Origin of the sequence: Mesorhizobium sp. L-8-3, from assembly GCF_016756615.1 — a bacterium.
GTDB lineage: Bacteria > Pseudomonadota > Alphaproteobacteria > Rhizobiales > Rhizobiaceae.
In genome coordinates, this window is the sequence record NZ_AP023262.1 from 6,853,925 (window position 1) to 6,879,491 (window position 25,567).

The 25,567-nt window shown below is 63.7% G+C and carries 20 protein-coding genes; 7 read left to right on the forward strand and 13 right to left on the reverse strand.

Features of this window, described 5'->3' with window-relative positions; translation table 11 throughout:
* Positions 1 to 31: 31 nt before the first annotated feature.
* From JN302_RS31840 to JN302_RS31875, 8 genes are all read right to left on the reverse strand, one after another.
* Complete coding sequence (locus tag JN302_RS31840) at positions 32 to 850, reverse strand: ABC transporter permease (protein ID WP_202308412.1); 819 nt, start codon at positions 848 to 850, stop codon at positions 32 to 34.
* Positions 847 to 1,815 carry an ABC transporter permease subunit gene (locus JN302_RS31845; RefSeq protein WP_202308414.1) on the reverse strand — a complete coding sequence of 323 codons (969 nt, stop codon included), beginning with the start codon at positions 1,813 to 1,815 and terminating at the stop codon, positions 847 to 849. The genes JN302_RS31840 and JN302_RS31845 overlap by 4 nt, the downstream gene beginning before the upstream one ends.
* Positions 1,816 to 1,825: 10 nt before the next feature.
* A complete protein-coding gene (locus tag JN302_RS31850; RefSeq protein WP_202330327.1) occupies positions 1,826 to 2,968 on the reverse strand; it encodes an ABC transporter ATP-binding protein in 1,143 nt (380 codons plus the stop codon).
* A gap of 81 nt (positions 2,969 to 3,049) precedes the next feature.
* Positions 3,050 to 4,147 carry a polyamine ABC transporter substrate-binding protein gene (locus JN302_RS31855; protein ID WP_202330328.1) on the reverse strand — a complete coding sequence of 366 codons (1,098 nt, stop codon included), beginning with the start codon at positions 4,145 to 4,147 and terminating at the stop codon, positions 3,050 to 3,052.
* Between the two features lie 119 nt (positions 4,148 to 4,266).
* Positions 4,267 to 5,613: a glutamine synthetase family protein gene (locus JN302_RS31860; RefSeq protein ID WP_244743658.1), complete on the reverse strand. Its 1,347-nt coding sequence runs from the start codon at positions 5,611 to 5,613 to the stop codon at positions 4,267 to 4,269.
* Between the two features lie 177 nt (positions 5,614 to 5,790).
* Positions 5,791 to 6,735, reverse strand: coding sequence for a DMT family transporter (locus JN302_RS31865; RefSeq protein WP_202330329.1), 945 nt, complete (start codon positions 6,733 to 6,735; stop codon positions 5,791 to 5,793).
* Positions 6,736 to 6,902: 167 nt separating this feature from the next.
* Positions 6,903 to 7,802 carry a DUF2167 domain-containing protein gene (locus JN302_RS31870; RefSeq protein WP_202330330.1) on the reverse strand — a complete coding sequence of 300 codons (900 nt, stop codon included), beginning with the start codon at positions 7,800 to 7,802 and terminating at the stop codon, positions 6,903 to 6,905.
* Between the two features lie 207 nt (positions 7,803 to 8,009).
* Positions 8,010 to 9,449, reverse strand: a complete 1,440-nt coding sequence (locus JN302_RS31875) for a helix-turn-helix domain-containing protein (RefSeq protein ID WP_202330331.1) — start codon at positions 9,447 to 9,449, stop codon at positions 8,010 to 8,012.
* Between the two features lie 242 nt (positions 9,450 to 9,691).
* Here JN302_RS31875 and aceA point away from each other — a divergent pair, with 242 nt between their 5' ends.
* The 6 genes from aceA to JN302_RS31905 all read left to right on the forward strand — a co-directional run bounded on the left by aceA (position 9,692) and on the right by JN302_RS31905 (position 16,690).
* Positions 9,692 to 10,981, forward strand: coding sequence for an isocitrate lyase (gene aceA / locus JN302_RS31880; protein ID WP_202308426.1), 1,290 nt, complete (start codon positions 9,692 to 9,694; stop codon positions 10,979 to 10,981).
* Between the two features lie 103 nt (positions 10,982 to 11,084).
* Positions 11,085 to 11,327: an SMc00767 family acetate metabolism repressor gene (locus JN302_RS31885; protein ID WP_202308428.1), complete on the forward strand. Its 243-nt coding sequence runs from the start codon at positions 11,085 to 11,087 to the stop codon at positions 11,325 to 11,327.
* Between the two features lie 283 nt (positions 11,328 to 11,610).
* Positions 11,611 to 12,114: a response regulator gene (locus tag JN302_RS31890; protein WP_244846064.1), complete on the forward strand. Its 504-nt coding sequence runs from the start codon at positions 11,611 to 11,613 to the stop codon at positions 12,112 to 12,114.
* A 183-nt stretch (positions 12,115 to 12,297) separates the two neighbouring features.
* Positions 12,298 to 13,731: a glutamine synthetase family protein gene (locus JN302_RS31895; protein WP_202308430.1), complete on the forward strand. Its 1,434-nt coding sequence runs from the start codon at positions 12,298 to 12,300 to the stop codon at positions 13,729 to 13,731.
* Between the two features lie 96 nt (positions 13,732 to 13,827).
* Positions 13,828 to 15,120, forward strand: coding sequence for an NAD(P)/FAD-dependent oxidoreductase (locus tag JN302_RS31900; RefSeq protein WP_202330332.1), 1,293 nt, complete (start codon positions 13,828 to 13,830; stop codon positions 15,118 to 15,120).
* 331 nt (positions 15,121 to 15,451) lie between these two features.
* Positions 15,452 to 16,690 (forward strand): spinster family MFS transporter, encoded by a 1,239-nt coding sequence (locus JN302_RS31905; RefSeq protein ID WP_202330333.1) that lies wholly within the window; start codon positions 15,452 to 15,454, stop codon positions 16,688 to 16,690.
* Between the two features lie 147 nt (positions 16,691 to 16,837).
* On the opposite strand, the gene JN302_RS31910 is transcribed toward JN302_RS31905, so the two are convergent.
* The 3 genes from JN302_RS31910 to JN302_RS31920 form a co-directional block, all read right to left on the reverse strand.
* Complete coding sequence (locus JN302_RS31910) at positions 16,838 to 19,234, reverse strand: arylsulfatase (protein ID WP_202330334.1); 2,397 nt, start codon at positions 19,232 to 19,234, stop codon at positions 16,838 to 16,840.
* 146 nt (positions 19,235 to 19,380) lie between these two features.
* Entirely contained in the window at positions 19,381 to 21,798 is a 2,418-nt protein-coding gene (locus tag JN302_RS31915; protein WP_202334519.1) for an arylsulfatase, read from the reverse strand.
* A 2-nt stretch (positions 21,799 to 21,800) separates the two neighbouring features.
* Positions 21,801 to 22,457 carry a hypothetical protein gene (locus JN302_RS31920; protein WP_202330335.1) on the reverse strand — a complete coding sequence of 219 codons (657 nt, stop codon included), beginning with the start codon at positions 22,455 to 22,457 and terminating at the stop codon, positions 21,801 to 21,803.
* 150 nt (positions 22,458 to 22,607) lie between these two features.
* Between JN302_RS31920 and JN302_RS31925 the strand changes: the two genes are divergently transcribed.
* Positions 22,608 to 23,603, forward strand: a complete 996-nt coding sequence (locus tag JN302_RS31925; protein ID WP_202330336.1) for an AraC family transcriptional regulator — start codon at positions 22,608 to 22,610, stop codon at positions 23,601 to 23,603.
* Positions 23,604 to 23,803: 200 nt separating this feature from the next.
* Here the strand turns inward: JN302_RS31925 and JN302_RS31930 are convergent, their stop codons facing one another.
* Both JN302_RS31930 and JN302_RS31935 read right to left on the reverse strand, forming a co-directional pair.
* The gene (locus tag JN302_RS31930) at positions 23,804 to 24,370 is read right to left on the reverse strand and encodes a sugar O-acetyltransferase (protein WP_244846065.1); all 567 of its coding nucleotides are present in this window, start codon (positions 24,368 to 24,370) and stop codon (positions 23,804 to 23,806) included.
* A gap of 2 nt (positions 24,371 to 24,372) precedes the next feature.
* Positions 24,373 to 25,497, reverse strand: a complete 1,125-nt coding sequence (locus JN302_RS31935) for a beta-ketoacyl-ACP synthase III (protein WP_202330337.1) — start codon at positions 25,495 to 25,497, stop codon at positions 24,373 to 24,375.
* Positions 25,498 to 25,567: the final 70 nt, after the last annotated feature.

Here is a 25,567-nt window from a genome sequence, read left to right on the forward strand (position 1 = left end):
CGATGAAACCGCGTCCCGTCAAACCGCCTGCCTATCCCCGCTGCGCGGCCTGCTCGTCGCGCTGGCGCTGGACTTCGCGGCGCTTGTTGACGATGGAGGCGATGATCACGCCCGTGGCGACGATGGCGATCAGGATCGTGCAGACCGCGTTGATCTCCGGCGTCACGCCGAGCCGAACCTGGCTGTAGATCTTCATGGGAAGCGTGGTCGCTCCGGGTCCGGAAGTAAAATTGGCGATCACCAGATCATCCAGCGACAAGGTGAAGGCGAGCATCCAGCCCGAGACGATGGCCGGCAGGATCACCGGAAGCGTGACCTGGAAGAACGTCCTGACCGGCGTCGCGCCGAGGTCCATGGCCGCCTCTTCCAACGCCCGGTCGAAGCTGATCAGCCGCGACTGGACGACCACGGTCACGAAGCACATGGTGAAGGTGATGTGGGCGAGCGTTACCGTGAGGAATCCGCGGTCGAGTCCGGCGGCCACGAAGAACAGCAGCAGTGACAGGCCGGTGATGACCTCGGGCATGACCAGCGGCGCATAGACCATGCCAGAGAAAAGCAGTCGTCCGCGAAAGCGCGTGTAGCGGGTGAGCGCGATCGCCGCCAGCGTGCCGAGCACGGTGGCGACGGTGGCCGCGATCAGCGCGACGCGGATCGTCACCCAGGCGGCATCGATGATCGCCTGGTTCGACATGAGCGATACGTACCATTTGGTCGAGAACCCGCCCCAGACCGTGACCAGCTTCGATTCGTTAAAGGAAAACACGACGAGCAGAACGATCGGCAGATAGAGGAAGGCGAAGCCCAGGACGAGCGAGGCGATGTTGAAGCGCGACAATGTGGCGTTCATCGTCCCGCCTCCTGCGCCTTGGCCTGGGCGTTCTGGAAGTAGACGATGGGCACGACCAGAAGCAGCAGCAGGACCACCGCCACCGCCGAGGACAGCGGCCAGTCGCGGTTGGCCGAGAACTCGTTCCACAAGGTGCGGCCGATCATCAGCGTCTGCGAGCCTCCGAGCAGGTCGGGAATGACGAACTCGCCGACGGCCGGGATGAAGACCAGCAGGCAGCCTGCCACGATGCCGGGAACGGCGAGCGGAAAGGTGATCTTCCAGAAGGCGGAGACCGGCCGGCAGCCGAGATCCTGCGCGGCCTCGATCAGCGAATGGTCCATCTTCTCCAGCGTCGCGTAGAGCGGCAGGATCATGAAGGGCAGGTAGGAATAAACGATGCCGATGATGATCGCCGTATTGGTGTTCATGATCTGCAGCGGCTGATCGATGATGCCGAGCGCCTGTAGGAACTGGTTGAGCAGGCCTTCCGGCTTGAGGATGCCGATCCAGGCATAGACGCGGATGAGGAAGCTCGTCCAGAACGGCAGGATGACGAGCATCATCAGCGTCGGACGCAGCGACGCCGGCGCGCGCGCCATCGCATAGGCGATCGGAAATGCCACGACCAGCGTCACGAAGGTCGAGATCGCCGCGATGATGACGCTGGAGATGTAGGCGTTGCGATAGAGCGGGTCTTCAAACAGGAAGACATAGTTGTCGAGGCTGAACTCGCGAAACTGGCCGAACAGCCCTGAGATCCCTTCCGACAAATCGAGCACCGGCGTGTAGGGCGGCATCGCGATCGCGGTCGTCGACAGCGAAATCTTGAAGACGATCACGAAGGGGACGAGGAAGAAGACAATCAGCCACAGATAAGGGACGAGGATGACGAGCCGGCTCGTCACGGCGGAGACCGCCGCCGACACGCCTCCCGAGGGCGCGGCGGTTCCGATGTCGTTTTCGGTAACGGCTGCGTTCGACATGGCCGTCCTCCTATCGCGTCAGCACGACGCCGGAATCGGGCCGGAACGAGATCCAGGCCCGATCGCTCCAGGTCAGCGGATCTTCCGTCACACGCTGGCTGTTCAGCGCGGAGGCGGTGACCATCTGTCCGTCGGCGAGCCTGACGTGATAGATCGTCATGTCGCCGAGATAGGCGATGTCGTAGATCTCGCCTTCGGCGGCATTGGCGACGACGTCATCGGGCCGGCGCGAGGAAACCATGATCTTCTCCGGGCGCACCGCATAGGAGACCTTCGTACCGGGCTGCGCGTCGCCCGGATTGCGGGTGCGGATCGCCAGCCCGTTCGCCCCTTCTATGTTGGCGCCGTCGGCGTCGCGATCGGTGATGGTTCCGTCGAACATGTTGATGTTGCCGACGAAATTGGCGACGAAACGCGACTTCGGCGCCTCGTAGATCTCGGCCGGCGTCGCCACCTGCATCACCTCGCCCTTGTCGAGGATGGCGATGCGGTCGGCCATGGTCATGGCCTCCTCCTGGTCATGGGTGACAACGATGAAGGTGAGGCCGAGATTCTGCTGCAGGTCCATCAGCTCGAACTGCGTCTCCTCGCGCAGCTTCTTGTCCAGCGCGCCGAGCGGCTCGTCGAGCAGCAGCACCTTCGGCCGCTTGGCCACCGATCGCGCCAGCGCCACCCGCTGCCGCTGGCCGCCGGAGAGCTGGTGCGGCTTGCGCTTGGCGAACTGCTCGAGCTTGACCAGCCTGAGCATCTCCGCGACCCGCTTGGCGATATCGGCAGACGGCATGCCCTCCTGCTTCAGGCCGAAGGCGATGTTGGCTTCGACGGTCATATGCGGGAAGAGCGCATAGGACTGGAACATCATGTTCACCGGCCGCCGGTAAGGCGGAATGCCGCGCAGGTCCTGTCCGTCCAGAAGGATGCGGCCGCCGGTGGGCTCCTCGAAGCCGGCCAGCATGCGCAACAGCGTCGATTTCCCGCAACCGGAAGCGCCCAAAAGGGCGAAGAACTCCCGCTCGTAGACGGCGAGCGACAGGTTGTCGACGGCTGTGAAGTCGCCGAACTTCTTGGTGACGTTTTCGAAGGAGATGTAGGGCTTGGCGGCCGGGTCTGCCCAGGGGGCGAAGCTCCTGCGAATGCTGCCGAGTGACTGCATGTTCCCTGTCCCCCTTGTGTCCGCCGAAGAACGTGGTCCGCGAAGAAAACCCCGGCAGCGGCGCTGCCGGGGTTCGCTGCCTTACTGCCCGGTCACGATCCTGGTCCAGGTGCGCGTGACAAGGCGCTGGGTCTTGGGGTCGTAGGGGGATACGGTGAACAGCTTCTGGAGCATGGCCGCGTCGGGATAGATGGCCGGATCGTCGAGGATGTCCTTCTCGATGAACTCCTGCGAGGCCTTGTTGCCGTTCGCGAAGTAGGTGAAGTTGGAAGCCTTGGCCACCACTTCCGGTTTCATGATGAAGTTGAGGAAGGCGTGGGCTTCCTCGACATGCGGCGCATCGGCCGGTATCGCCATCTGGTCGAACCACATCTCCGCGCCTTCGTTCGGCACGACATAGTCGACGACCACGCCCTGGTCGGCTTCGGCGGCGCGGTCACGCGCCTGGAAGACGTCGCCCGACCAGCCGACGGCCAGGCAGATATCGCCGTTTGCGAGCGCGTTGATGTACTCGGACGAATGGAACTTGCGGATATAGGGCCGGATCTTCAGCATCGCCTCTTCGGCCTTGGCGAAATCGTCGGCCGATGTGGTTTCGGGATCGATTCCCATGAACTTGAAGAGGGTCGGCAAGATGTCGCTGGGGGAATCCAGCATATAGACGCCGCAATCGGCGAGCTTGGAGAGCTTGTCGGGATCGAAGACGACGTCCCAGCTGTCGATCTTGTCGATCCCCAGCGCGTCCTTCACCTTTCTGGTGTTGTAGCCGATGCCAACCGTGCCCCACATGTAGTTGATCGAATATTCATTGCCCGGGTCGTATTTGGCCGTCCGCTCCGACACCACGTCCCACATGTTGGAGAGGTTCGGAAGCTTCGACTTGTCGAGCTTCTGGAAGACGCCGGCCTGGATCTGCCGCGCCAGGAAGTTGCCGGTCGGCACGACGACGTCGTATCCAGAGCCGCCCGCCAGCAGCTTCGTCTCGAGCACCTCGTTGGAATCGAAGACGTCATAGACGACCTTGATGCCGGTTTCCTTGGTGAAGTCTTCAAGCACCGAGGCATCGATATAGTCGGACCAGTTGTAGACGTTGACGACCTTTTCCTGCGCGCCGGCCTGCAACGGCAGAAGTGCTGCGGCCACGGCCACAGCTGAAAGGCTGATCGCCTTGCGGATCATGGGAATCTCCTCTGTTTTGCCCCTCCCCGGCCGCGCATTGGGTCCTTCGCGGCCGGGTGTATCGTTTCGAAGCCTATTGGCCTTTGTCGGATGCGACAAGCGCCCTGGCGGCCCAAAAATCAAAGATAGGTCGTGCGCTCGAGCGGCGTGATCTCGCCCCAGAAGGCGAGGATCTCCGCCCGCTTGAGGTCGCGATAGACCTTGGCGAGCAGCGGGCCGAGCGCCCGGTCGACGAAGCTGCTCTTCTCCATGAGCTGGAGCGCATCGTCCATGTCGTCGGGCAGGAACGGCCCGTCGTCGTCATAGGCGTTGCCCTCGACCGGCGGCGGCGGAACGTCGCCGTTCTCGATGCCCTCGACCATGCCCTGGATGAGCGCGGCCATCACCAGATAGGGGTTGGCATCGGCGCCGGCGATACGGTGCTCGACACGCCGGTTCTCGTCGTTGGACACGGGAATGCGCAGCGCCACCGAGCGGTTGTTTTCCGCCCACACGGCACGCGTCGGCGCATAGGAGCCGGGCGTGATGCGACGAAAGCCGTTCCAGGTGTTGATGAACAGAAGCAGCGATTCCGGCATGGTCTTGAGCAGGCCCGCCACCGCAGATTCCAGGGTCTTGCGGCCGGTCTTGGCGCCGAAGATGTTCTTGCCGTCCCGGTCGAGGATCGAGGCATGCACATGCATGCCGTTGCCGGCATATTCGAGGAAGGGCTTGGCCATGAAGGTCGCCGTCAGCCCATGGGCGCGGGCGCAGCCGAGCACGATGCGGCGTAGCATGATGACGTCGTCGGCGGCGCGCAGCGGGTCGGCCCGGTGCTTCAGATTGACCTCGAACTGGCCCGGTGCGGCCTCCTTGATGATCGTGTCGATTGGCAGCTTCTGCGCGTCCGCCGCATCGCGGATCATGTCGAAGAGCTCGGCATGCTCGGCCAGGTCGTCGAGCCCGTACATGCGCAGCCTGTCCGGTCCGGCGGTGGCGCCGACCGGTCCGGGCATGCCGTCGGTCCATTCGATCTCGGGATCGAGCAGGTAGAATTCCAGCTCGAAGGCGACCACGGGGAAGAACCCTTTCGCCTGAACCTCGGCCACCTTGCGCTTCAGCACCTGGCGCGAATCGGCCATGAAGGGCTCGCCTTCGGGAGAAAACGTCTGCAACAGCACCTGCGCGGTCTTGCGCTTGGCCCAGGGCACAACCGAGAGCGATCCGCGCGTGGCCCGGCAGTAGCCGTCCTTGTCGCCGGTCTCGATATGCAGCCCGGTCTCGGTGACCTCGCGGCCCCAGACGTCGAGGCCGTGCAGCGACATGGGAAAATTGACGCCTTCCTGGAAGGCTTTCTTCAGCGCGTCGCCCGGCGCCCACTTGCCGCGCATCACGCCGTTGGGGTCGACGAGCAGGAACTCGACGGCCTCGACGTCAGGGTGTTTTTCGATGAATTCGGTATATTCCGCTTCGTGATCGGCCGAGATGAACTTCGAGGCCCTGGATTCTGCGGAAGGATTGGGGTCGTCTGGGGCTTTCGCCGCGGCGAGAGGACGATTTACGCGCTTTGCTCCGGCTTCCAGTGCGCCGGCGTTTTCAATTGGCAAGATATACCTGTCTGGTTGTTGGCAATGCCATAAGCTGCCCGTTCCGCCCCGATTTTGTCAATGGGGAGCGGGCATCGCCGTCGCTTGCGATCGCGCCTGCCGCCGGAACTCCATACCGATATGGACGAGCAGCGCGGCGAACACCACGGCACCGCCGACGATGGTCCGCGCGGACGGCACCTCGCCATGGATCAACCAGACCCAGACCGGGCCGAAGATCGTTTCGAAGGTGCTGAGCAGGGCGGCGAACGCCGCCGGTATCAGCCGGGCGCCGGTAGCGAACATGGCGAGCCCGAGGCCGAGATTGATCGCGCCGAAGGCGAAGAGGAACCCCATGTCGCGCGCCGAGACCGCGAAGCCCTCCGCCTGGCTCGCGGCGAAGAGCCCGGCGAAGACGGCACCGAGGCAGGTGGCCGGCGTCATGCGGACATGGGCGAAACGCCGTGTGATCACGGTGGCGAGCGCGAAGACGACGGCGATCAGCAAAGCGAGCGCTCCGCCGATCGGCGAAACGTCGCCGGAGAGCGATTCCGAGACCATGATGGCGACGCCCGCAATGACGGCCGCAATCGCCACCCAGGTCGCGACAGACACCCTCTCGCGGAACAGCACCCATGCGAAGAGCGCCGCGATCAACGGCACGCCGGCCTGCATCAGCAAGACATTGGCGACCGTCGTATAGGTGAGCGCCACGACAAAGCAGCTCGACGCCGTACCGAAGCAGACGGCAACCGCCAGGCCGGGCCAACTCATGCCGCGGAAGAGCTGCATCGTCCCCCTGATACCGTCGCGCCACAGCATGAAGCCCACCAGGAAGGCGGCCGCCCAGAGGGAACGCCAGAACACGACGGTCCAGCTGTCGTTGCCATCGACGAACCGCGCGATCGCCCCGCCGAAACTCCAGGTCAGGGCCGACAGGAACACCAGCAGCAGGCCGAGCCGCTCCTCGCTCCGCGAGACCGGGGCGAGGCTTGTACCGACAATGGCTGACTGTTCGCTCATCGGAGATGGAGCCGGTTGGACATCGCTTCGCGCAAGCGACGCCATGCCCTACTCAAATCGGTGCGATCTGGCGAGGTCCAGCGTTTGCCGCGTGTTGTGGCAACGGCCTGGCAGGACGTTACGGCCCGTTGTCCCAAGCCGGTCGCCGACGTCTTCCTTGCCGGCATCTACGAGGACGCGGACTTGCCCCGGATGACGCGCCAGATCCAAAGCAGGGGTACGAGCAGAAACACCCCGAACTTCTTGAGGAATACAAGAGCGACAGCGACGAGGCCGGTCTTGATCGCGGCTTTGCCGGCAATCAGCCCACCCACCCCGACTGCCGCTACAGTGTCGGCGCCGGGCACATAGTCTGAATAGCGTTTCCCTTCCGCGAAACTGGGCAGCGCCAAAACCTCGTCGAGGCTCTGCTTGATCTCGGGCAATTGTCCCATCCCGGCGATGTAGCCCATGATGAATACGCCTTCGCGCCCGAGAAAACGCACATCGTAATTGAGCGTCTTCTCGACATCGTCACCGAACTGCAATTCGCGTGCCCAATGCAGCCGCTTGTTGGCCGAGTCGTAAACCGGCGGCGATGCCCAACCAAGCAAGGTGATCGGCGGGAAACCATCCTTGACCCGCGCTTCGTTGGCGGCGGCCATTTCCGCCTTCATATCTCTCAGCAGTTCGTCATAGTCGATCGAGGCGGCATCGGTGTCGTCCACATAACCGATCTTGTCCATTTCGAGCTTGATACCCCAGCTCCTTTCGCCGAGCGGGTCGTGCTGGATCGGGAAGACCATACCGAGCGTTCCGACGGCTGCGGTCGGCGGATTTCCCCACATTTCGGTCAATACGTAGACCGCGTCCTCACGGTCGAGATAATAGAACTTGCCTCTCAGATCGAGGCGGACACCGTCAGGCAGCTCGACAAGCCCCGTCTTCGGCTCGATATTGTCGAGCAGCCGTCGCCCCTGTGCGTTATATTCGCCGTATGTCGCAAAAAACTCTGCAGACTTTTCTGCCTTGGCCGATCCGTTCCACAGAAATATTGCGACGCAGAACAGAATTCCTGCTATTTTCAAGACAGCCTCCCGAATTCGATCAAGAAATATACGTCACGGCCGGACAATCCGCAATCCCTGATTGTGACATATTACTTATGCAACCACGATCGTCGGGATCGCTGGCACCCGTCACTTCCATGGCCGCCGACAGTCGCAGCCAACGGTCTTGCAGCCGACACGGCGTCGGCCTCCGGACGGATCGAACGTGCCGTCGGTTCGACCAGGCTACTGAAAATCGAAGGCGCTCAGTCCCGTCACCATCTCATCCAGCCCCAGCGGGCGCGTCACCGGCGGCTCGGCGCGGGCGAGGCAGCCCGACCGTTCGCACAGCCGGCAGGCCGGCCCCACGGGCGTCGAGGGCACCTGGCCCGCCCGGCCGCCGGCGAGACCGGGAAGGGCTGCGCCATAGACGATCTCGTCCCGGAAACCGATGTCGCAGCCGATGAGAAGGGCGGTGCGGCGCGGCCGTTCGTTGAAGGCGCCCTGCGGCCCTTCGAGCGTGCGGGCGACCGTCAGGAACTCCGCCCCGTCAGGCATCTCGACCGCCTCGACGAAGATCTGCCCCGGCTGAGCGAACGCGGCATGGACCGACAGTTTCGGGCACCCGCCCCCGAAGCGGCTCTGGGGGAATCCCTGCGCGCCGGCCTTGCGGAATCGATGGCCGGCATTGTCGACCTCGAGCATGAAGAACGGCACGCCTGCCGCCCCCGGGCGCTGCAGCATGGTGAGCCGGTTCGCCGCCTGCTCGAAGGAGACGCCGAAGCGCGAGCGCAAGACGTCGATGTCGTAGCGCGCGCGAACGGCCGCTGCCTGGAAGGCTGCATAAGGCATCATCAGCGCATGCGCGGCATAACGCCCGAGTTCGAAGCGGGCGAGCCGGCGCGCCTCGTCCGACGACAGTTTCAGCGCCTCGAGCTCGCCGGCCACGGCGACCGTCATGCGGATGAGGCTCGCCTCCATCGCCACCTCGCGCAACTGGTCGAAAGGCGACAGGCGCTCCGACAGGAAGAGGCGCTGCGAGTGCCTGTCGTAGCGGCGGCGCCAGTTGGGCATGGTGGCGACGGGCAGCACCCGCACGACGATACCATATTCGCGTTTCAGCCAGGTTTTCAGCGCACCATAGAGGTCGTCGCCGGGGTCGAGCAGCGCGGTGAAAGCCTCGGCCTCCTCCTCGATATTGGCGAAATGGTTCGGGCGCCGCTCGAAGACCTCATGCACCTCGTCGATCGGCAGCCGCGCCGCCGACAGCGCGGTCGCCCTGCCCTCCCGCGCCAGCAGCTCGGATAGGTCCGTCAGGCGTTCGGCCTGCTCGCGATAGGCGCGGAACAGCTTGATCACGCCAGCGGCCGCATTGGGCGCGGCCTCGGCGATCTCGACCAGTTCCTGGTCGCCCGGCAGCTCTCCGGAAAGCAACGGATCGGAGAAAACCTCCTTCAAAGCGGCGATCGAGCCGCGCGCCTCGCCCTGCAATTCCTCCGGCTCGACCTTGTAGACCGAGGCGAGCTTCAGGATGAGCTGCACCGTCAGCGGCCGCTGGTTGCGCTCGATGAGGTTGAGATAGGAGGGCGAGATGCCCAAACCCTCCGCCATGGCCGTCTGGGTGAGGCCCTTGGCGTTGCGAATGCGACGGATGCGGGGACCCGCGAAGATTTTCTGGTCGGCCATCGGCTTTACAAGGACCTTACAGGCCCGGCCTCGCGCTGCCGGCCCGCTGACTTTTACATGATTTACAAATTTACAGATCGAGCTCGTCAAAGGCAATACAGGATTACCCGAATTTTCGGCCGGAATCCGCGAAATTCCTCGCTTCTTTTGCACCGCAATGTAAATGAAGTCACAGGACAAGCGGCCATAGGACGGCAGTCACGGCCGCACTCCTTTGACAGAATATGGACTGGAGAGAACCCATGACCGATTTTTACAATCTCGTCCCCTCCGCGCCCGAAGGCCGGTTCGACGGCATCGAGCGCCCCTATTCGCCTGAGGACGTGAAGCGGCTGCGCGGGTCGGTCCAGATCAAGTACAGCCTCGCCGAGATGGGTGCGAACCGGCTGTGGAAGCTCATCCATGAAGAGGATTTCGTCAACGCGCTGGGCGCGCTGTCCGGCAACCAGGCGATGCAGATGGTCCGCGCCGGGCTGAAGGCGATCTATCTGTCGGGCTGGCAGGTGGCCGCCGACGCCAACACGGCTTCGGCCATGTATCCCGACCAGTCGCTTTATCCGGCCAATGCCGCGCCGGAACTGGCCAAGCGCATCAACCGGACGCTGCAGCGCGCCGACCAGATCGAGACGCAGGAAGGCAAGGGCCTGTCGGTCGACACCTGGTTCGCTCCGATCGTCGCAGACGCCGAGGCCGGCTTCGGCGGTCCGCTCAACGCTTTCGAGATCATGAAGGCCTTCATCGAGGCTGGCGCGGCCGGCGTCCATTACGAGGACCAGCTCGCTTCGGAGAAGAAATGCGGCCATCTCGGCGGCAAGGTGCTGATCCCGACCGCGGCGCATATCCGCAACCTGAATGCGGCGCGTCTGGCTGCCGACGTGATGGGCGTGCCGACACTGGTCATCGCCCGCACCGACGCGGAAGCGGCGAAGCTGCTTACATCAGATATCGACGAGCGCGACCAGCCTTTCGTCGACTACAAGGCCGGCCGTACCGTCGAGGGCTTCTACCAGGTCAAGAACGGGCTCGAGCCCTGCATCGCCCGCGCCGTCGCCTATGCGCCGCATGCGGACCTGATCTGGTGCGAGACCTCCAAGCCGGATCTCGAGCAGGCGAAGCGTTTCGCCGAGGGCGTGCGCAAGCATCACCCCGACCAGCTCCTGGCCTACAACTGCTCGCCTTCGTTCAACTGGAAGAAAAACCTGGACGACGCGACGATCGCCAAGTTCCAGCGCGAGCTGGGCGCGATGGGCTACAAGTTCCAGTTCATCACGCTCGCCGGCTTCCACCAGCTGAACTACGGCATGTTCGAGCTCGCCCGCGGCTACAAGTCGCGTCAGATGGCGGCCTATTCGGAGCTGCAGGAGGCCGAATTCGCCGCCGAGGCGAACGGCTATACCGCGACCAAGCATCAGCGCGAGGTCGGCACCGGTTACTTCGACGCCGTGTCGATGGCCATCACCGGCGGCCAGTCGTCGACGACCGCCATGCATGAATCGACCGAGCACGACCAGTTCAAGCCGGCGGCGGAATAAGATCGCAATCGACAGCGGGGCGGCGCTCGCCGGCGCCCCGCCTCCGCCGGCACTGAACGAGAGACGCCCGGAAGGGCACGACAAGCATCCGAGGAGAACAGCAATGGCAACCAGAACCCGCGTCAAGGAACGGGCCGAAGAACAGGCCACCACGATGAGCGCCGACCAGCAGGCGGCCATCCGCATCGTCGCCAACGACCTGCACCGGCTGAACCAGGCGGTGATGAAGGCGGTGGATGCCGGCGTTTCGGTCGAACTCGTCCGCTCCGCCCGCCATCACGGAGGCAACGGAAACTGGGGCGACCTGCTGATCCCCGTCATCGTGACGCAGCAGAGCCACGGCTGAGCGCCACCTCCATAGCCGTCTGCGGGCACCGGAAAGAGCGGGTGCCGGAAAATCGACGACCCGGCTCCATCTCGGTGACCGGGTCGTCTTCTTTTGGCCGCACCGGACGGCAATGTCGCCTGCCGTTCGCCCGCAAGGCTCGTCTCCGGGGGAAGGGCGCCTCGGAATGCTACGAAAGTTGCACGAAGAACGCCTGCATATGTCTGAGAGGCGCAGGTACAGTGGCATTGTTCTACGACTTAATACTTTCTTCTTGACTTGGCGGCGCAGATGGCGTCTAGGTGTGGTCGATCCTCAACCGTACATTGAACACCCAACGATCGGTTGCATTGTCATGCTGCATTCACGTCCCGGGCCGGATGCCGGCGAGGACACGAACGCTGGTCCGGCTCCCGACGACAGCGTGAATTTCTCGCTGGTGCTTGTCGTCGGCAGATCGCAGATCAATTGCGTCGTCGTGTCCAAGATCGTCGAGCGCTCAGGCCTCAAGGCCGTTTCCGAGATTCCGGATTCGGCTCCGCAAGCCCTGACCAAATTGAAACCGGGTGTCGTCATCCTCGATGGTGGCGCCGATAACTGCGACTGTGACGCGGCGCTCGCTCACATTGCGGAGCGACGGCGCGCATTCGCCGGAAGCGTGCCCTGCGTCATCCTGTTGTCGACGCGCGGCGTCAGTTCCGAGCAGTTGCCGCACGGCCGCTCGGTGGACGCCATCGTCGCCAAGCCCTTCACGCCTGAGTCTCTGCAGCCGGTGGTCGACCGGCTGCTGCGGCGAGCTCGGGGATAGGCACTGGTCCGGAGGCCCGTACATGCCGGAAGCGCTCAGCGCTTACAGTGCCGACATTTCTTGCCTCCGGCCTGCAGTCGCGCAGAGTAACGCCGGCGCGGCCGTGCGACATTTTTGAGTACCCCTTCCATTTCGTTCGAGGCCACGGCTATACTTGCGCATCCGAAACCTTTCTGGTGATTGATGCCGCCTGCAAAAAAGGAAGCCCGACCGTCAAACCGTGTGGGGCGCGCGCGCACGCCTCAATTTGTGAAGAACCTGCGCGGAGTGAAGAATTGGAAGGAGGCCGCAGTCTGGCTCGAATGGCGCGGCATCGAAGACATCGAATGCATCACGCCTGACCAGGCCGGTGTCGCCCGCGGCAAGATGATGCCGTCGAAGAAGTTCACTTCCAACACCTCCCTGGCATTGCCCTCGGCGCCGTTCATGATGACCATCTCGGGCGACTATCCCGAAGACGGCAACGGCTTCTCCTATCCCGAGGACGACGGCGACCTGAAGCTCGTGCCCGATCTCTCCACGCTCTCGGTCGTGCCCTGGGAGGAAGACCCGACGGCGCAGGTGATCTGCGACCTCGTCCACCAGGACGGGCGCTCCGTCGAGTTCACGCCCCGCAACGTGCTGAAGCGCATCGTCGCGGCCTATGCCGACGACGGGCTGCGACCGGTGGTTGCACCCGAAATCGAGTTTTATCTCGTGCGCAAGAACCCGGATCCGGATTATCCGCTGGTGCCGCCGGTCGGCCGTTCCGGACGTGCCATCGGCGGCGGCGCCGGCTATTCGATCGCGGGCGTCAACGAGTTCGACGAACTCATCGACGACATCTACCATTTCTCGGAAAGCCAGGGGCTGGAGATCGACACGCTTATCCATGAGGAAGGCGCCGGCCAGCTCGAGATCAATCTGCGCCACGGCGATCCGATCGAGCTCGCGGACCAGGTCTTCATGTTCAAGCGCACGATCCGCGAGGCGGCGCTGAAGCACGACACCTACGCGACCTTCATGGCGAAGCCCATCCAGGGCCAGCCGGGCTCGGCCATGCACATCCATCAGTCGGTGCTCGACCGCAAGACCGGCAGGAACATCTTCAAGGAAGAGGACGGCAAAGAGAGCGAGGCCTTCTTCCACTTCATCGGCGGCATGCAGAAACATGTGCCGAACGCGCTCGTGATGTTCGCGCCTTATGTGAACTCCTACCGTCGGCTGACGCAGGCCGCCTCGGCGCCGGTCAACACCAAATGGGGCTACGACAACCGCACGACCGCCTTCCGTGTGCCGCGCTCCGATCCATCGGCCCGGCGCGTCGAGAACCGCATCCCCTCCTCCGATGCCAACCCCTACCTGGCGCTCGCCGCTTCGCTCGCCTGCGGCCTCATCGGCATGCGCAACAAGCTGAAGCCCGACGCCCCCGTCGGCACCACGGTCAACGAAGACGAGATCGACCTGCCGCGCGGACTGCTCGAGGCCGTCGATCTGTTCGAGAGCGACCAGGACCTGCGCGCGATCCTCGGCGAGCCCTTCGCGTCGACCTACGCGGCGATCAAGCGCGCGGAATTCGAGACCTTCATGGAAGTGATCAGCCCGTGGGAGCGTGAATATCTGTTGTTGAACGTGTGACGAGCGAATAGCGAGTAGCCAGTAGCGAATAGGGTTCGCTGCTTCTCTCGCCCCGCTCCTCCCCTATTCGCTATTCGCTACTAACTATTCGCTCGAATGACATTACCCTACCAATCCCCCATCTCACCCGGCTACTCCTGGTACGAGGACACCGCCGGCCCGCGCCCGCAACATCCCCGGCTCGACGGTGACCGTACCGCCGATGTCGTGATCGTCGGCGGAGGCTTCACCGGTCTTTCGGCCGCAGCGCATCTCGCCAAGGCCGGCACCAACGTGGTGCTGATCGAGGCGCATCGTTTCGGCGACGGCGCCTCCGGCCGCAACGGCGGGCAGCTCGGCACCGGCCAGCGCGCCTGGGCCGAGGAGCTCGAGACCGAATACGGCTTCACCCGCGCCAAGGCACTGTTCGACATCGCGGAAGAGGCCAAGGCGCATCTGCTCGAATTCTCGGCGGCCAACGGCATCGATATCGACTACATGCCCGGCCAGATGTCTCTGGCGCATAAGAAGCGCTATCTCGACGACTATCGCCGGCACGCCGAGATCATGGCGACGCGTTTCTCCTATCCGCATATCAGCTACATGGATGCCGACGAAACCGCCCGGCGGCTGGGCTCGGCGCACTATTTCGGCGGCACCCGCGATACGGGCACCGGCCATATCCATCCGATGAAGCTCGTCATCGGCACGGCCCGGGTCGCGGCCGAAGCCGGTGCCGCGCTGTTCGAGCAGACGAAAGCGACCGGGATAACCGCCAATGGCGGCAAGGTGATCGTGACCACGCAGACGGGGACGATCACCGCCGCCAAAGGGCTGATCGCGGTCAATGCCTATGGCGGGCTGCTCGAGCCGGTGAGCGCGACGCATGTGATGCCGATCGGCTCCTTCATCGGCGCGACTGTGCCGCTCGCATCCGACAGCCCGGTGCTGCCCGGCGGCGAGGCCGTCGACGATTCCCGCTTCGTGGTGCGCTATTTCCGCAAGTCCAGGGATGGGCGGCTATTGTTCGGCGGACGCGAGATCTACACCGTCAACGACCCCAAGGACATCCACATCCATATCCGCAAGCAGATCGCCGAGATCTATCCGGCGCTCAAGGACGTCGAGATCACCCATGGCTGGGGCGGCTTCGTCGGCATCACCGTGCCGCGCAAGCCGTTCGTGCGCGAGGTCATGCCGAACGTGATCTCGGCCGGCGGCTATTCCGGCCACGGCGTCATGCTGTCGAACTTCATGGGCAAGCTCTATGCCGAGACCGTGTCGGGCAATCGCGACCGGCTGAAGCTGTTCGAGGAACTGAAGATACCCGCTTTTCCCGGTGGGCGCCGCTTCCGCTCGCCGCTGCTGTTCCTCGCCCTCAACTGGTTCGCGCTGCGCGACAGGATCTGATCGGCCGCAATCGCGTCCTGGGTATCGACACATCCAAGCTCGGTATGGATGCTGACACAAGCCTCAGTCGCCGGCGCGGCTCATCCAGCCCGCTTGCATGTCGCGCTACCGTATCGGCCGAAATCCACACTCGATTTTCGGCCGATGCTGAGCTCGACACAATCCGAATTATATCGAGCGCCAGATTATGTTGTGATGGTGATCGCCCCCCCCCGGCTCTTGACGACGCGGGAGCAGGATCGCTTTACATAATTGTTCGGCCCTAAGCGTAAGCCCATTTGTTTCGGGGTCAATTTACGGCCATGACCCTTCCCGACCGAGGCGATGGAAGATGCGTGGCGCGACACTTTTCATCCTGGTCGGGGTCTTCTCGATCAATTTCATGGATCGTCAGATCCTCGCGATCCTGGCCGAGGCCATCAAGCAGGACCTGAGCCTGTCAGACACCGAAGTCGGACTTCTCTATGGCTTTGCATTTGCAGCCGTCTTCGCGACCGCCGGAATCCCGATCGCGCGATACGCCGACCGGGCCGACCGGGCCCGTGTCATCAACTGGTCTCTGGTGGTCTTCAGCGTCATGAGCGCGGTCTGTGGGCTTGCGACGAGCTACTGGCAACTGATCGTGGCCAGGATTGGCGTGGCTGCTGGCGAGGCCGGTACCAGCCCGCCGTCACACTCGGTCATCGCCGATCTCTACCCGGTGCACAGACGCAGTACTGCCATGGCGGCATTCTCCCTCGGCCCTCACGTCGGCTTGCTGCTCGCATTTGTCGTCGGCGGATGGGCCGGGCAGCTCTGGGGATGGCGCACGGCGTTCCTGGTCGCTGGGCTAAGCGGGCTCGCATTTGCTTTGCCGTGTTTCATGTTCTTGCGAGACCCCGGACGCAATCGACCGACGGCACCGCCCCCGCAATTCCGGACCGCCTTATCTCATCTATTGGTGCGGCGTTCGGCGCGCCACCTGTTCGCTGGCGCAACCATCTTCACGGCAGTGGCATACGCGGTCGTGGGTTGGTTGCCGTCAATGCTGATGAGGGACGGGCTCGGCATTGGGTTCACGGGGAGCATTCTTGCCCTCCTGGTCGGCGTAGCGGGAGGGGCTGGAACCTTCCTCGGCGGAGTTTTCGCGGACCGGCTTGGCAGGCGCGATCCTGCCTGGCGATTGAGAGTGGTAGGGGTCGTTCTCCTCTTGATGGCGCCGGTATTCGCGGCGGGTTTTCTTGCGACCGGAACAGTGGCGACTCTTGCACTGCTGGCGCTGCCCTGCGCGCTTCTCGGCTTCTATCTCGGCCCGACCTTTGCGATGGTGCAGTCGCTGGCTGCTCAGGAGACGCGGGCGACCACAGCGGCGGCGCTCCTGTTCCTCGGCAACACCGTGGGCCTTGGCCTGGGACCTATCGCGATCGGCGCCCTCAGCGACGCGCTGGCACCGATCGCCGGGTCGGGGTCGCTCCGGCTGGCCTTGCTTGCGGTCGTGCCGCTCTGCTTGTGGGCGGCGTATCACTACAACGCTGCCGCCTCATATATCGGACTCGACATTGCTGCGGTCCCGGAGCGGGCCGTTCATTGACGTCAATGAACGGCGAGATAGTCGCGACGTATCGTCAACTCGCAAACGCCCCGCGTCGTCCTCGCGGCCCATAACCGGGACGACGGTGCGGCTGCCGATCATTGCGCGTCTCCCTTTCTCCAGCATATGAGCTGACTGTGGATGGACCTACTTCCAAACGTCGATTGCCAGTCCGGCCCGCCCGATCTGCTCCTCATCTTCGACGGTGAGCTCGGTGTCGGAGAGCCGGATGAGGACACGGTTCAGTGTGCCGGTGAAGCTGAAGGGCACCTTGTAGTCCTCGCTGACGGGCGTGCCGGTGTCCTCGCCGACATCGAACGTCTCGTCCAGCGAGACGCGGAAGGGATACGTGGAATCCACGCGGCCTTCAGCGACCTTATTGTCGTCTACGTTCAGCGTGACCGCACCGCCTGTGCCAAGGGCGCCGCCGTCGTACTTGAAGTCCACCAGGATAAAGTGTTTGCCGGGAAGCAGCTTCTCTGTGCCGGCGAAGGTGAATCGTCGGACACCCACGAGGTTATAGTGGAACACCGGCCTGCCATCGAGCAGGTAGAGGCCCCATCCATTGAAACGTCCGCCTTGCGTTGCGATCAAGCCATTCGCACCGCCTGCAGGAATCTCCACGTCGGCGCCGATCTTGAACGACTTGTTCTTCAGGTCCGGCGCCGTGCCTTCAGGGATACGCACCTGGCCGGGGAAGTAGGTGAACACGCTGCGGCCGCGCGTGAGGCTGGGGCGGATGCTCACGTCGAAGCGTTCGACCGAACTGTTGTCGAGGGGGAGCACGTTGTACTTGGCGGCCTCGATCCAGAACAGGTCCTGCATCGCGCGCAGCTTCGCTGGCTCCTTCTCTGCGAGATTCACAGCCTGGCTGAAGTCTTCGGCGACGTTGTAGAGTTCCCACTCGTAGTCAAGCACGTCCGGCTTGCCGCCTACAACAATCCAGGGCGCGACTGGGGGCGTGGTGGCGGCGACCCAGCCGTCGTTATAGATGGCGCGGTTCCCCAATTCCTCGAAATACTGGGTGCGGTGCCGCGATGGCGCGTTGGCGTCGTCGAACGTGTATGCCATGCTCACACCCTCGATCGGCGTCTGCGCCACGCCGTTGAGTTCCGCGGGCGTCTCCACACCCACCGCCTCAAGGACGGTCGGAGCGATGTCGATGACGTGGTGAAACTGTGTGCGGATACCGCCCTGGTCCTTGATCCGCGCCGGCCACGAGATAACGAGGCCATTGCGCGTGCCGCCGAAGTGAGAGGCGATCTGCTTTGTCCATTGGAATGGCGTGTTCGTGGCGTGTGCCCAGCCGACGGGGAAATGGTTGTAGGTCAAGGGACCACCGAGCTCGTCCATGCGCCGCAGGATCTCGCTGAAGTCCTCCGGAATGTTGTTGGCGATGGTCATTTCGTTCAGCAGGCCCTGCGGCGTGCCCTCGGCGCTGGCGCCGTTGTCGCCCTGAATGTAAATAACGAGCGTGTTGTCCAGTTCGCCCATCTCCTCGATCGCATCGATGATGCGGCCGATCTGGTGGTCGGCGTGGGACAGCGCCCCCGCGAAGACCTCCATCATGCGGGCGGAGACCTTCTTGCGATCCGCATCGAGAGAGTCCCACGCCTGGATTTCTGTGGGACGCGGCGTCAATTCCGTGTCGGCAGGAATGATTCCCATCCTCTTCTGCCGCGCGAACGTCTCCTCCCGCATCTTGTCCCAGCCCTGGTCGAATTGGCCCTCGAACCTGGCGATCCATTCCCTGGGCGCGTGGTGCGGCGCGTGGGCTGTGCCGGGCGCGTAGTAAGCCAGCCAGGGCTTGTCGGGCGCCATCGCGTTCAACAGGCGGATGCGCGCAATGGCCTTGTCGGCCATGTCCTCGTCGAAGATGTAGTCCGGATCGCCGTGCGGCGGCTCAATCGGCTCGGTACCCTCGAAGAGCGCCGGCGCCCACTGGTTCACATCGGCGCCGATGAAGCCGTAGAAGTACTCGAAGCCGAGCCCGGTAGGCCAGAGGTCGAAAGGTCCGGCCTGGCTCGACTGCCAGTCGGGAACATTGTGGTTCTTGCCGTACCAGGCGGTGTTGTAACCGTTCTGCCGGAGCACTTCGGCGAAGGTACCGGCGCTTTTCGGCATCAGCGTGTTGTAGCCGGGATAGCCGGTGCCCAGTTCCATGACGACACCAGACGCGACCGCGTGGTGGTTGCGCCCGGTGAGAAGAGCCGCGCGCGTCGGTGAGCACAGCGCCGTGGTGTGGAACTGCGTGTAGCGCAGCCCAGCCTGCGCCAGCCGGTCCATGGTCGGCGTGGGAACCGGTCCGCCAAAGGTCGTGGACGCGGCAAAGCCGACGTCGTCGGTCATGATGAGCAGGATGTTCGGCGCACCGTCGGGCGCTTCCACTCCCTTTGGAAAATCCGGCGCGGAATCCTTCGCCGTGAGGCCGATATGGCCCTCGAAGGTCTGTGCCGGCCGGGGTAGAATCTCCTGAGCTGTCGCCCAGTTCGGCACCATCATGAGTGCAAGCAGCGCAAGATTGCCCAGGCCCGAACGCATCATCGTCAAGTCTCCTGCAAAAGGTAATCCGGAGGACGTCAATTCTGGGTAGCGAAGATAGGGTGAACCGCCCCGACTTTGCTGAAGCGGTTCACGGCGCCTATTGCTCGGCGTGGTGCGCCTGGTAGATCATCCACCCTCCGCAGTGCTTACTCCTCCGATGGCCCGAGCTTCACCGTCAGCTTGTCGATCGTGCCGGTGAAGGGGAACGGCACCTGGTAGTCCGCGTCGTCAACCGAGGTGCCGGTGTCGATGCCGACGTTGAACGTCTCGTCCCACGCAAGGGTGATCGGCAGGCTTTTCGGCATGGGATGACTGTCGACCACCGTACCGTTCACCTTCAGAGTGCCGGTGCCGCCCTTGCCCAGGCCCGGGCCGTCATATTTCCAGTCGAACTCCACGGTGTGCTTGCCTGGCGCGAGCGCTTCCTTGCCCTGCCACTTGACGCGTTCCAGGTCGACGAGGTCCCAGGTGAACACCGGCACGCCCTTGAGCAGATAGAAGCCGTAACCGGCGAAGCGCCCGCCATCGGTCATAAGCATGCCCTCGGCGCCGCCCTCGGGAACCTCGATCTCGGCGGTGATGGTGTAGGACCGGTTGAGCAGGCTCGGCGCAGTCCCGGTGTCAGGGAACGGCACGTTCATGATCGTGCCGGAGTAGGTGAACTCGGTCCGGCCGGGCGAGTAGCTCGGCTTCTTTGAGATGAACCTTTGAAGGCGGGTGTCGTCGAGCGGGAAGACCCCGTACTTCGTAGCCTCCATGGTGAAGAGTTGTTGCATGTCGCGCAGCTTGTCGGGCTCCGCGGCGGCTACGTCGTGGGCCTGCGTCCAGTCCTTGTTGGTATCGTAGAGCTCCCACTTGAAGCCGTTCATGACATCCGCCGGCGGCTGCTCGAGCGTCAGTATCCAGGGCGCCCCCACCGGCGGTGCCGAGGCGATCCAGCCATCGTTATAGATGGCGCGGGAGCCGAACATCTCGAAGTACTGCGTCATCCGGCGATCCGCCGCGTTGGCGTCGTCGAAGGTGTAAGCCATGCTCACGCCTTCGATCGGCCGTTGTGCGACGCCGTTGATCGAAACCGGCTCGGGCAGGCCCGCCGCTTCCAGGATGGTCGGCACGACATCGATCACATGATGGAACTGATGGCGGATGCCGCCGGCGTCCTTGATGCGCGCCGGCCATGAGATAGCCATGCCGTTCCGCGTGCCGCCGAAGTGCGAGGCAACCTCCTTGGTCCACTGATAGGGCGTGGCCCAGGCCCATGCCCAGCCGACTGCGAAATGCGGATAGGTCTGGTCCGTGCCCCACTCGTCATAGAACTGCATGTTCTGCTCGACGGTCGGGTTCACGGCGTTCGCCACTGCGTATTCATTGAAGAGGCCGTTGAGCGTGCCCTCCGGGCTCGCACCGTTGTCGCCGCTGATGTAGATGATCAGAGTGTTGTCGAGCTTGCCGATGTCGTCGACCGCCTGGATCACACGGCCGATTTCGTGGTCGGTGTAGGCCAGATACGCCGCGTAGACGTCGGCCTGCCGAATGAAGAGTCTCTTTTCCTCAGCCGACAGGGAACCCCATTCCGGGATAGTATCCGGCCAGGCGGTGAGTTCGGCGTTCTCGGGAATCACGCCAAGCTTCTTCTGGTTGGCGAAAATCGTGTCGCGAAGCTTGTTCCAGCCGTCGTCGAACAGGTGCATTGCGCCGATCTTGTCCACCCATTCCTTGGTCGGGTGGTGCGGCGCGTGGGTGCCACCCGGTGCGTAGTAGATCATGAAAGGCCGGTCAGGCTGGACGTCGTTCAGCATCTTGATGCGCGTGATCGCCTCGTCGGCCATGGCGGTCGTCAGGTTCCAGCCGGCATTGCCGAGATAGGGTTGGATCGGCGTGGTGTTGCGGAAGAGGTTGTTCGGCTGCCATTGGCTCGCATCGTCGCCTAGGAAGCCGTAGAAGTAATCAAATCCCTTGACGGCTCCTGTCGGCCAGTTGTGGAAGGGGCCGGCTTGGCTACCCTCCCATTGCGGCGTGTTGTGATCCTTGCCGTACCACGACGTGTCGTAGCCGTTCAGCTTCAGGATCTCGCCGATGGCGACGGCATCGCGCGGTATGACGCTGTTATAGCCGGGATAGCCGGTCGCCTGGTCGACGACGACGCCGGTGGCAACCGAGTGATGATTGCGGCCGGTGAGCAGCGCCGCCCGCGTCGGCGAGCACAGCGCCGTGGTGTGCATCCGCGTGTAGCGGAGGCCTTCTGCGGCGATGCGGTCAAGCGCCGGCGTCGGGATCACGCCGCCGAAGGTCGACGGCGCCGAGAAACCGACATCGTCCGTCATGATCAGGAGGATGTTGGGTGCCCCTTTGGGCGGCACCACCAGCCCCGGCCAATACGGCTTTGACTGGTTGGCATTGGTCTGAATGTCCCCCATGAACGGCGGCGGCGGATTCGGCAGGTACCGTCCGTCAATGGTCGTGGTCGCGCCAGGCGCGCCGGGCGGAAACGTCGTCTCCTGCGCTGCCGCGCCGTTGAGGCCGATCGCAGTGGCAACGGCGAACACCGAAGCCAATGCCGGCATTTTCAAGCTGGAGTGCCACATTGAAGTACCTCCTCAAACAGAAACAAGTCAGTAGCAGGGTGGATAGGGGTAGTAGCCGCGCCGGCCGCTGCGGCCCTGGCCCCATACCAGGCACCCCGATAGGCGGTCCGCCGGGCAACGCCGGCATAGGAAAGCGGCGTCAACGGCCGGCCGATGATGTCGATGAAGATGGCCGCAGGGCCGTCGCCGGAGAAGCTTCCGTCCAGCACTTCGACATTGAACGTCACCGTGTCGCCGTCGAGCTTCGGCTCCGTGAGGACGACGACGGCGTCGGTGACCCCCGTCGCATCGCTGTTGAGGACCGATACGGTGGCGTTGGGCGGGTCCCTGCCAAAGCTGTCGTTACCGTCGTCCCACTCATCGAGGAGATGCGTGGTGAGCGCATGTCCCGCGGCCCTGACCGGCCGGTCCGCGAAGATAATCGCGTTGGGCGCAACGCCGGTCAGCGTCAGCGTGCTGCCGTCAAGAGTGGCACCCCGCGAATTGAGCACGATCAGCGACGGCACCATCTCGGTCTTGGCGACGCCGATGGTCTTCGTGGCGGGCGCGCTGATCGCGTCCTGGGCGACCGACGGCCCGGCCGAAACAAGGAGGATGAACGCCGCGATACCCGCGATGGCAATGTTCTGGACCTTCATGACGGCCTCCCTGGGGACCGGCTTGGTTACGGCTGTCACGAATTGCCGGTCACTTGGACCCGGCAGAGAATGCCCGAGACTCGCGTGCCAGTCTTGACAATGCGTGCCAAAGTAGAGGACGGTCCAGCGTCTTCAACGGGGCGGGCCCCGATGTATGGAGTGGCGCTCGATCGCACGACGACTTTCCGGGTAGGCTCGTCTTTCGCGTTGCCCGAGGTCATCCGCTCACTCGGTCGCTCGCCCGACGCCGTCTTCGCCGACGCCGGCGTCGACCCGGAACTCTATCGCGATCCCGAAAACCGGATCACGGCGCAGGATCTCGGAAGACTGTTTGACTGCGCCGCGCAAGTCACCGCCCGGCCGGATATCGCATTGCTGGTCGTGAGCGGCTTTCAGCCCCTGGGGCTCGGGCTGGTGGGTCTGCTTGCGGCGGAGGGACCCGACGTCAATACGGCCCTTCGGAATCTTGTCCGCCTCCTGCGGTACAACACACTGGCAGGCTATCCTGCGCTTTCAAACGCAGGGGCCATCGCGATGCTCAAGTTCGACATGAGATATGCGGACTTCCCCGGGGCCGGATTCATCCTGGAAGGCGCGACCGGCATCATCTTTCGCTTCCTGCAATGGCTATGCGGACGCCAGTGGAAACCCGAGGCGGTTCACCTCACCCGGCGCGCGCCGTCGGAACCTCGGATATTCCAGGATTTCTTCGGCGCCCCGGTCCGCTTCTCCGCCACTGAGGACGGAGTGCTTTTCTCCTCGACATGGTTGAGCCACAAGGTTGCTCGCGAGGAAAACCGCCTTCGGTTGAGAAAACTCGAGATCGCGACCGCCCCGTTCTCCGAGATGGTGCGGCGCCAGGTGGCTATAAACCTGGGGTTCGAGCCGCTGACCGGAGAGTGTCTGGCCTCTCAACTCGGCCTTTCCCGCCGGCAGCTTTTCAGGCATTTGAAGGCCGAAGGCACAACGTGCCAGAAGCTTGTCGACGACGTGAAATTCGCCCGCGCGCGCTATCTCCTCGCTGCCGGAGACGCGCCAATTGCCGACATTGCCTTTGCTATCGGCTACCCGGACCAGAGTTCCTTCACGCGTGCCTTTACCCGATGGGCCGGCAGGCCGCCCGGCGACTGGCGTCAGCACCACTGAAAGCGAGATGGTGAACACGGTCTCGGGAGACGGTGCCGGATTCGTCAGGATATCCCCACGGTGTAGACTGCCTGCTTCGGGCGTGAGTTGCTCGTTCCGATCGATAAGACGAGCGGCAGCGTTCCGCCCTTGTAAAGCCTTACCGCAGGCTCACCGCCAGAGAGGCGTGGGCCACGCAGTCGCGCGCTCCGACGGTCGCTTCACCGACCGCCGGTATATGGCAGCGGCCGCGCCGGATTGCCGACGACCGTTACACCGGCGGGCACGTCTTTCGTCACTACCGATCCGGCGCCGATGATGGCGCCGTCGCCGATCGTGATGCCGGGCAGCACAATCGCGCCGCCGCCGATCCAGACATTCTCACCGATCGTCACTGGTCGGGCGATTTCCAGGCCGGCCGCGCGCAGGCCCGCGTCCTTGTGGTGCTCGGCGCAATAGATCTGCACGGCCGGGCCGAACATGGTCGAAGCCCCGATCCGCACCCGCCCCGTATCGAGGATGGTACAGCCGGCATTCATATAGACCTTGTCGCCAAGTTCGATATTGACGCCATAGGCGCAATGGAACGGCGCCTCGATGCGCACATCCTTCCCCATCGCGGCGAACAGGCCGGCAAGCGCCGGGCCGACATTGCCGCGCCGGCCAGGCGGCAGGCTGTTGTGTTCGTGCACGGCCTCATAGGCGCGTTCGCGCATTCGCTCGAGTTCGGGGTCGATGCAGCAATACCACTCGCCTGCCGCCATCTTCGCCCGTTCGCTGCCTCCCAATCCTAAGTCCTCCTGACGATCACGCTGCCGGCCGAATAGCCCGCGCCGAATGAGCAGATGACGCCGAGGCTGCCGGCGGGAAGATCGTCCGAGAATTTCGAGAAGGCGATGATTGAGCCGGCCGACGAGGTGTTCGCATAGTCCTGGAGCACATTGGGCTGCTCCTCCCGGCTGGGCTGGCGGCCGAGCACCTTTTCGCCGATCAGGTCGTTCATGGCCTTGTTGGCCTGATGCAGCCACAGCCGCTTGAGATCGGCGGGTGAGATGCCGGCATCGGCCAGGTGGCCGAGCATCAGCTCGGCGACCATCGGCACCACCTGCTTGAAGACCTTGCGGCCTTCCTGGCGGAATTGCATGTCGCGGCGGTCGACCATGTGGCCTTCGCGGGTGCGCCTGAGGAAGCCGTTGTTGTTGCGGATATTGTTGGAGAACTCGGTCAGGCAGCGGGTCGAGAGGATTTCGTAGGCGACATCGGACGCCGTCTCCTCGGCGCGCTGCATGACGACGGCGGTGCAGACGTCCCCGAAGATGAAGTGGCAGTCGCGATCGCGCCATTCCTGGTGACCGGAGGTGATCTCGGGATTGACCATCAGGATGGCGCGGGCCGAGCCGCAGCGGATCATGTCGGCGGCGAGTTGCATACCGAAGGTCGCCGACGAGCAGGCGACATTCATGTCGAAGGCGAAGCCCTTGATGCCGAGCGCCTGCTGCACCTCGATGGCGATCGCCGGATAGGCGCGCTCGTGGTTGGAGGCCGCGCAGATGACGGCGCCTATATCCGCCGCCGTCAATCCCGCCTTGCGCATCGCCTCATCCGCCGCCTTGACCGAGATCTCGGCCATGATCGACAGCTCCTCGTCGGCCCGTTCCGGCAGCAGCGGATGCATGACGCCGGGATCGAGGATGCCGAATTTGCTCATCACATGGCGGCGCTCGATGCCCGATGCCTTGACGATGAACTCTTCCGACGACATCGGCATCGGCTCTCGCTCGCCGGCCGCGATGGCTTCGGCATGGAGCGTGTTCTGGCGATGCGCATATTCATTGTAGGACGCCACCAGCTCGGCATTGGTGATGACGTCCTGCGGCGTGAAGACGCCGGTTCCAGTGATGGCGACCCTGTGCATGGCGTTTCCGTGATTTTCTTGTTCTCGAGCCATGCAATAGGGCGGGCCGGCGGCCGGTCAAGCTGAATCG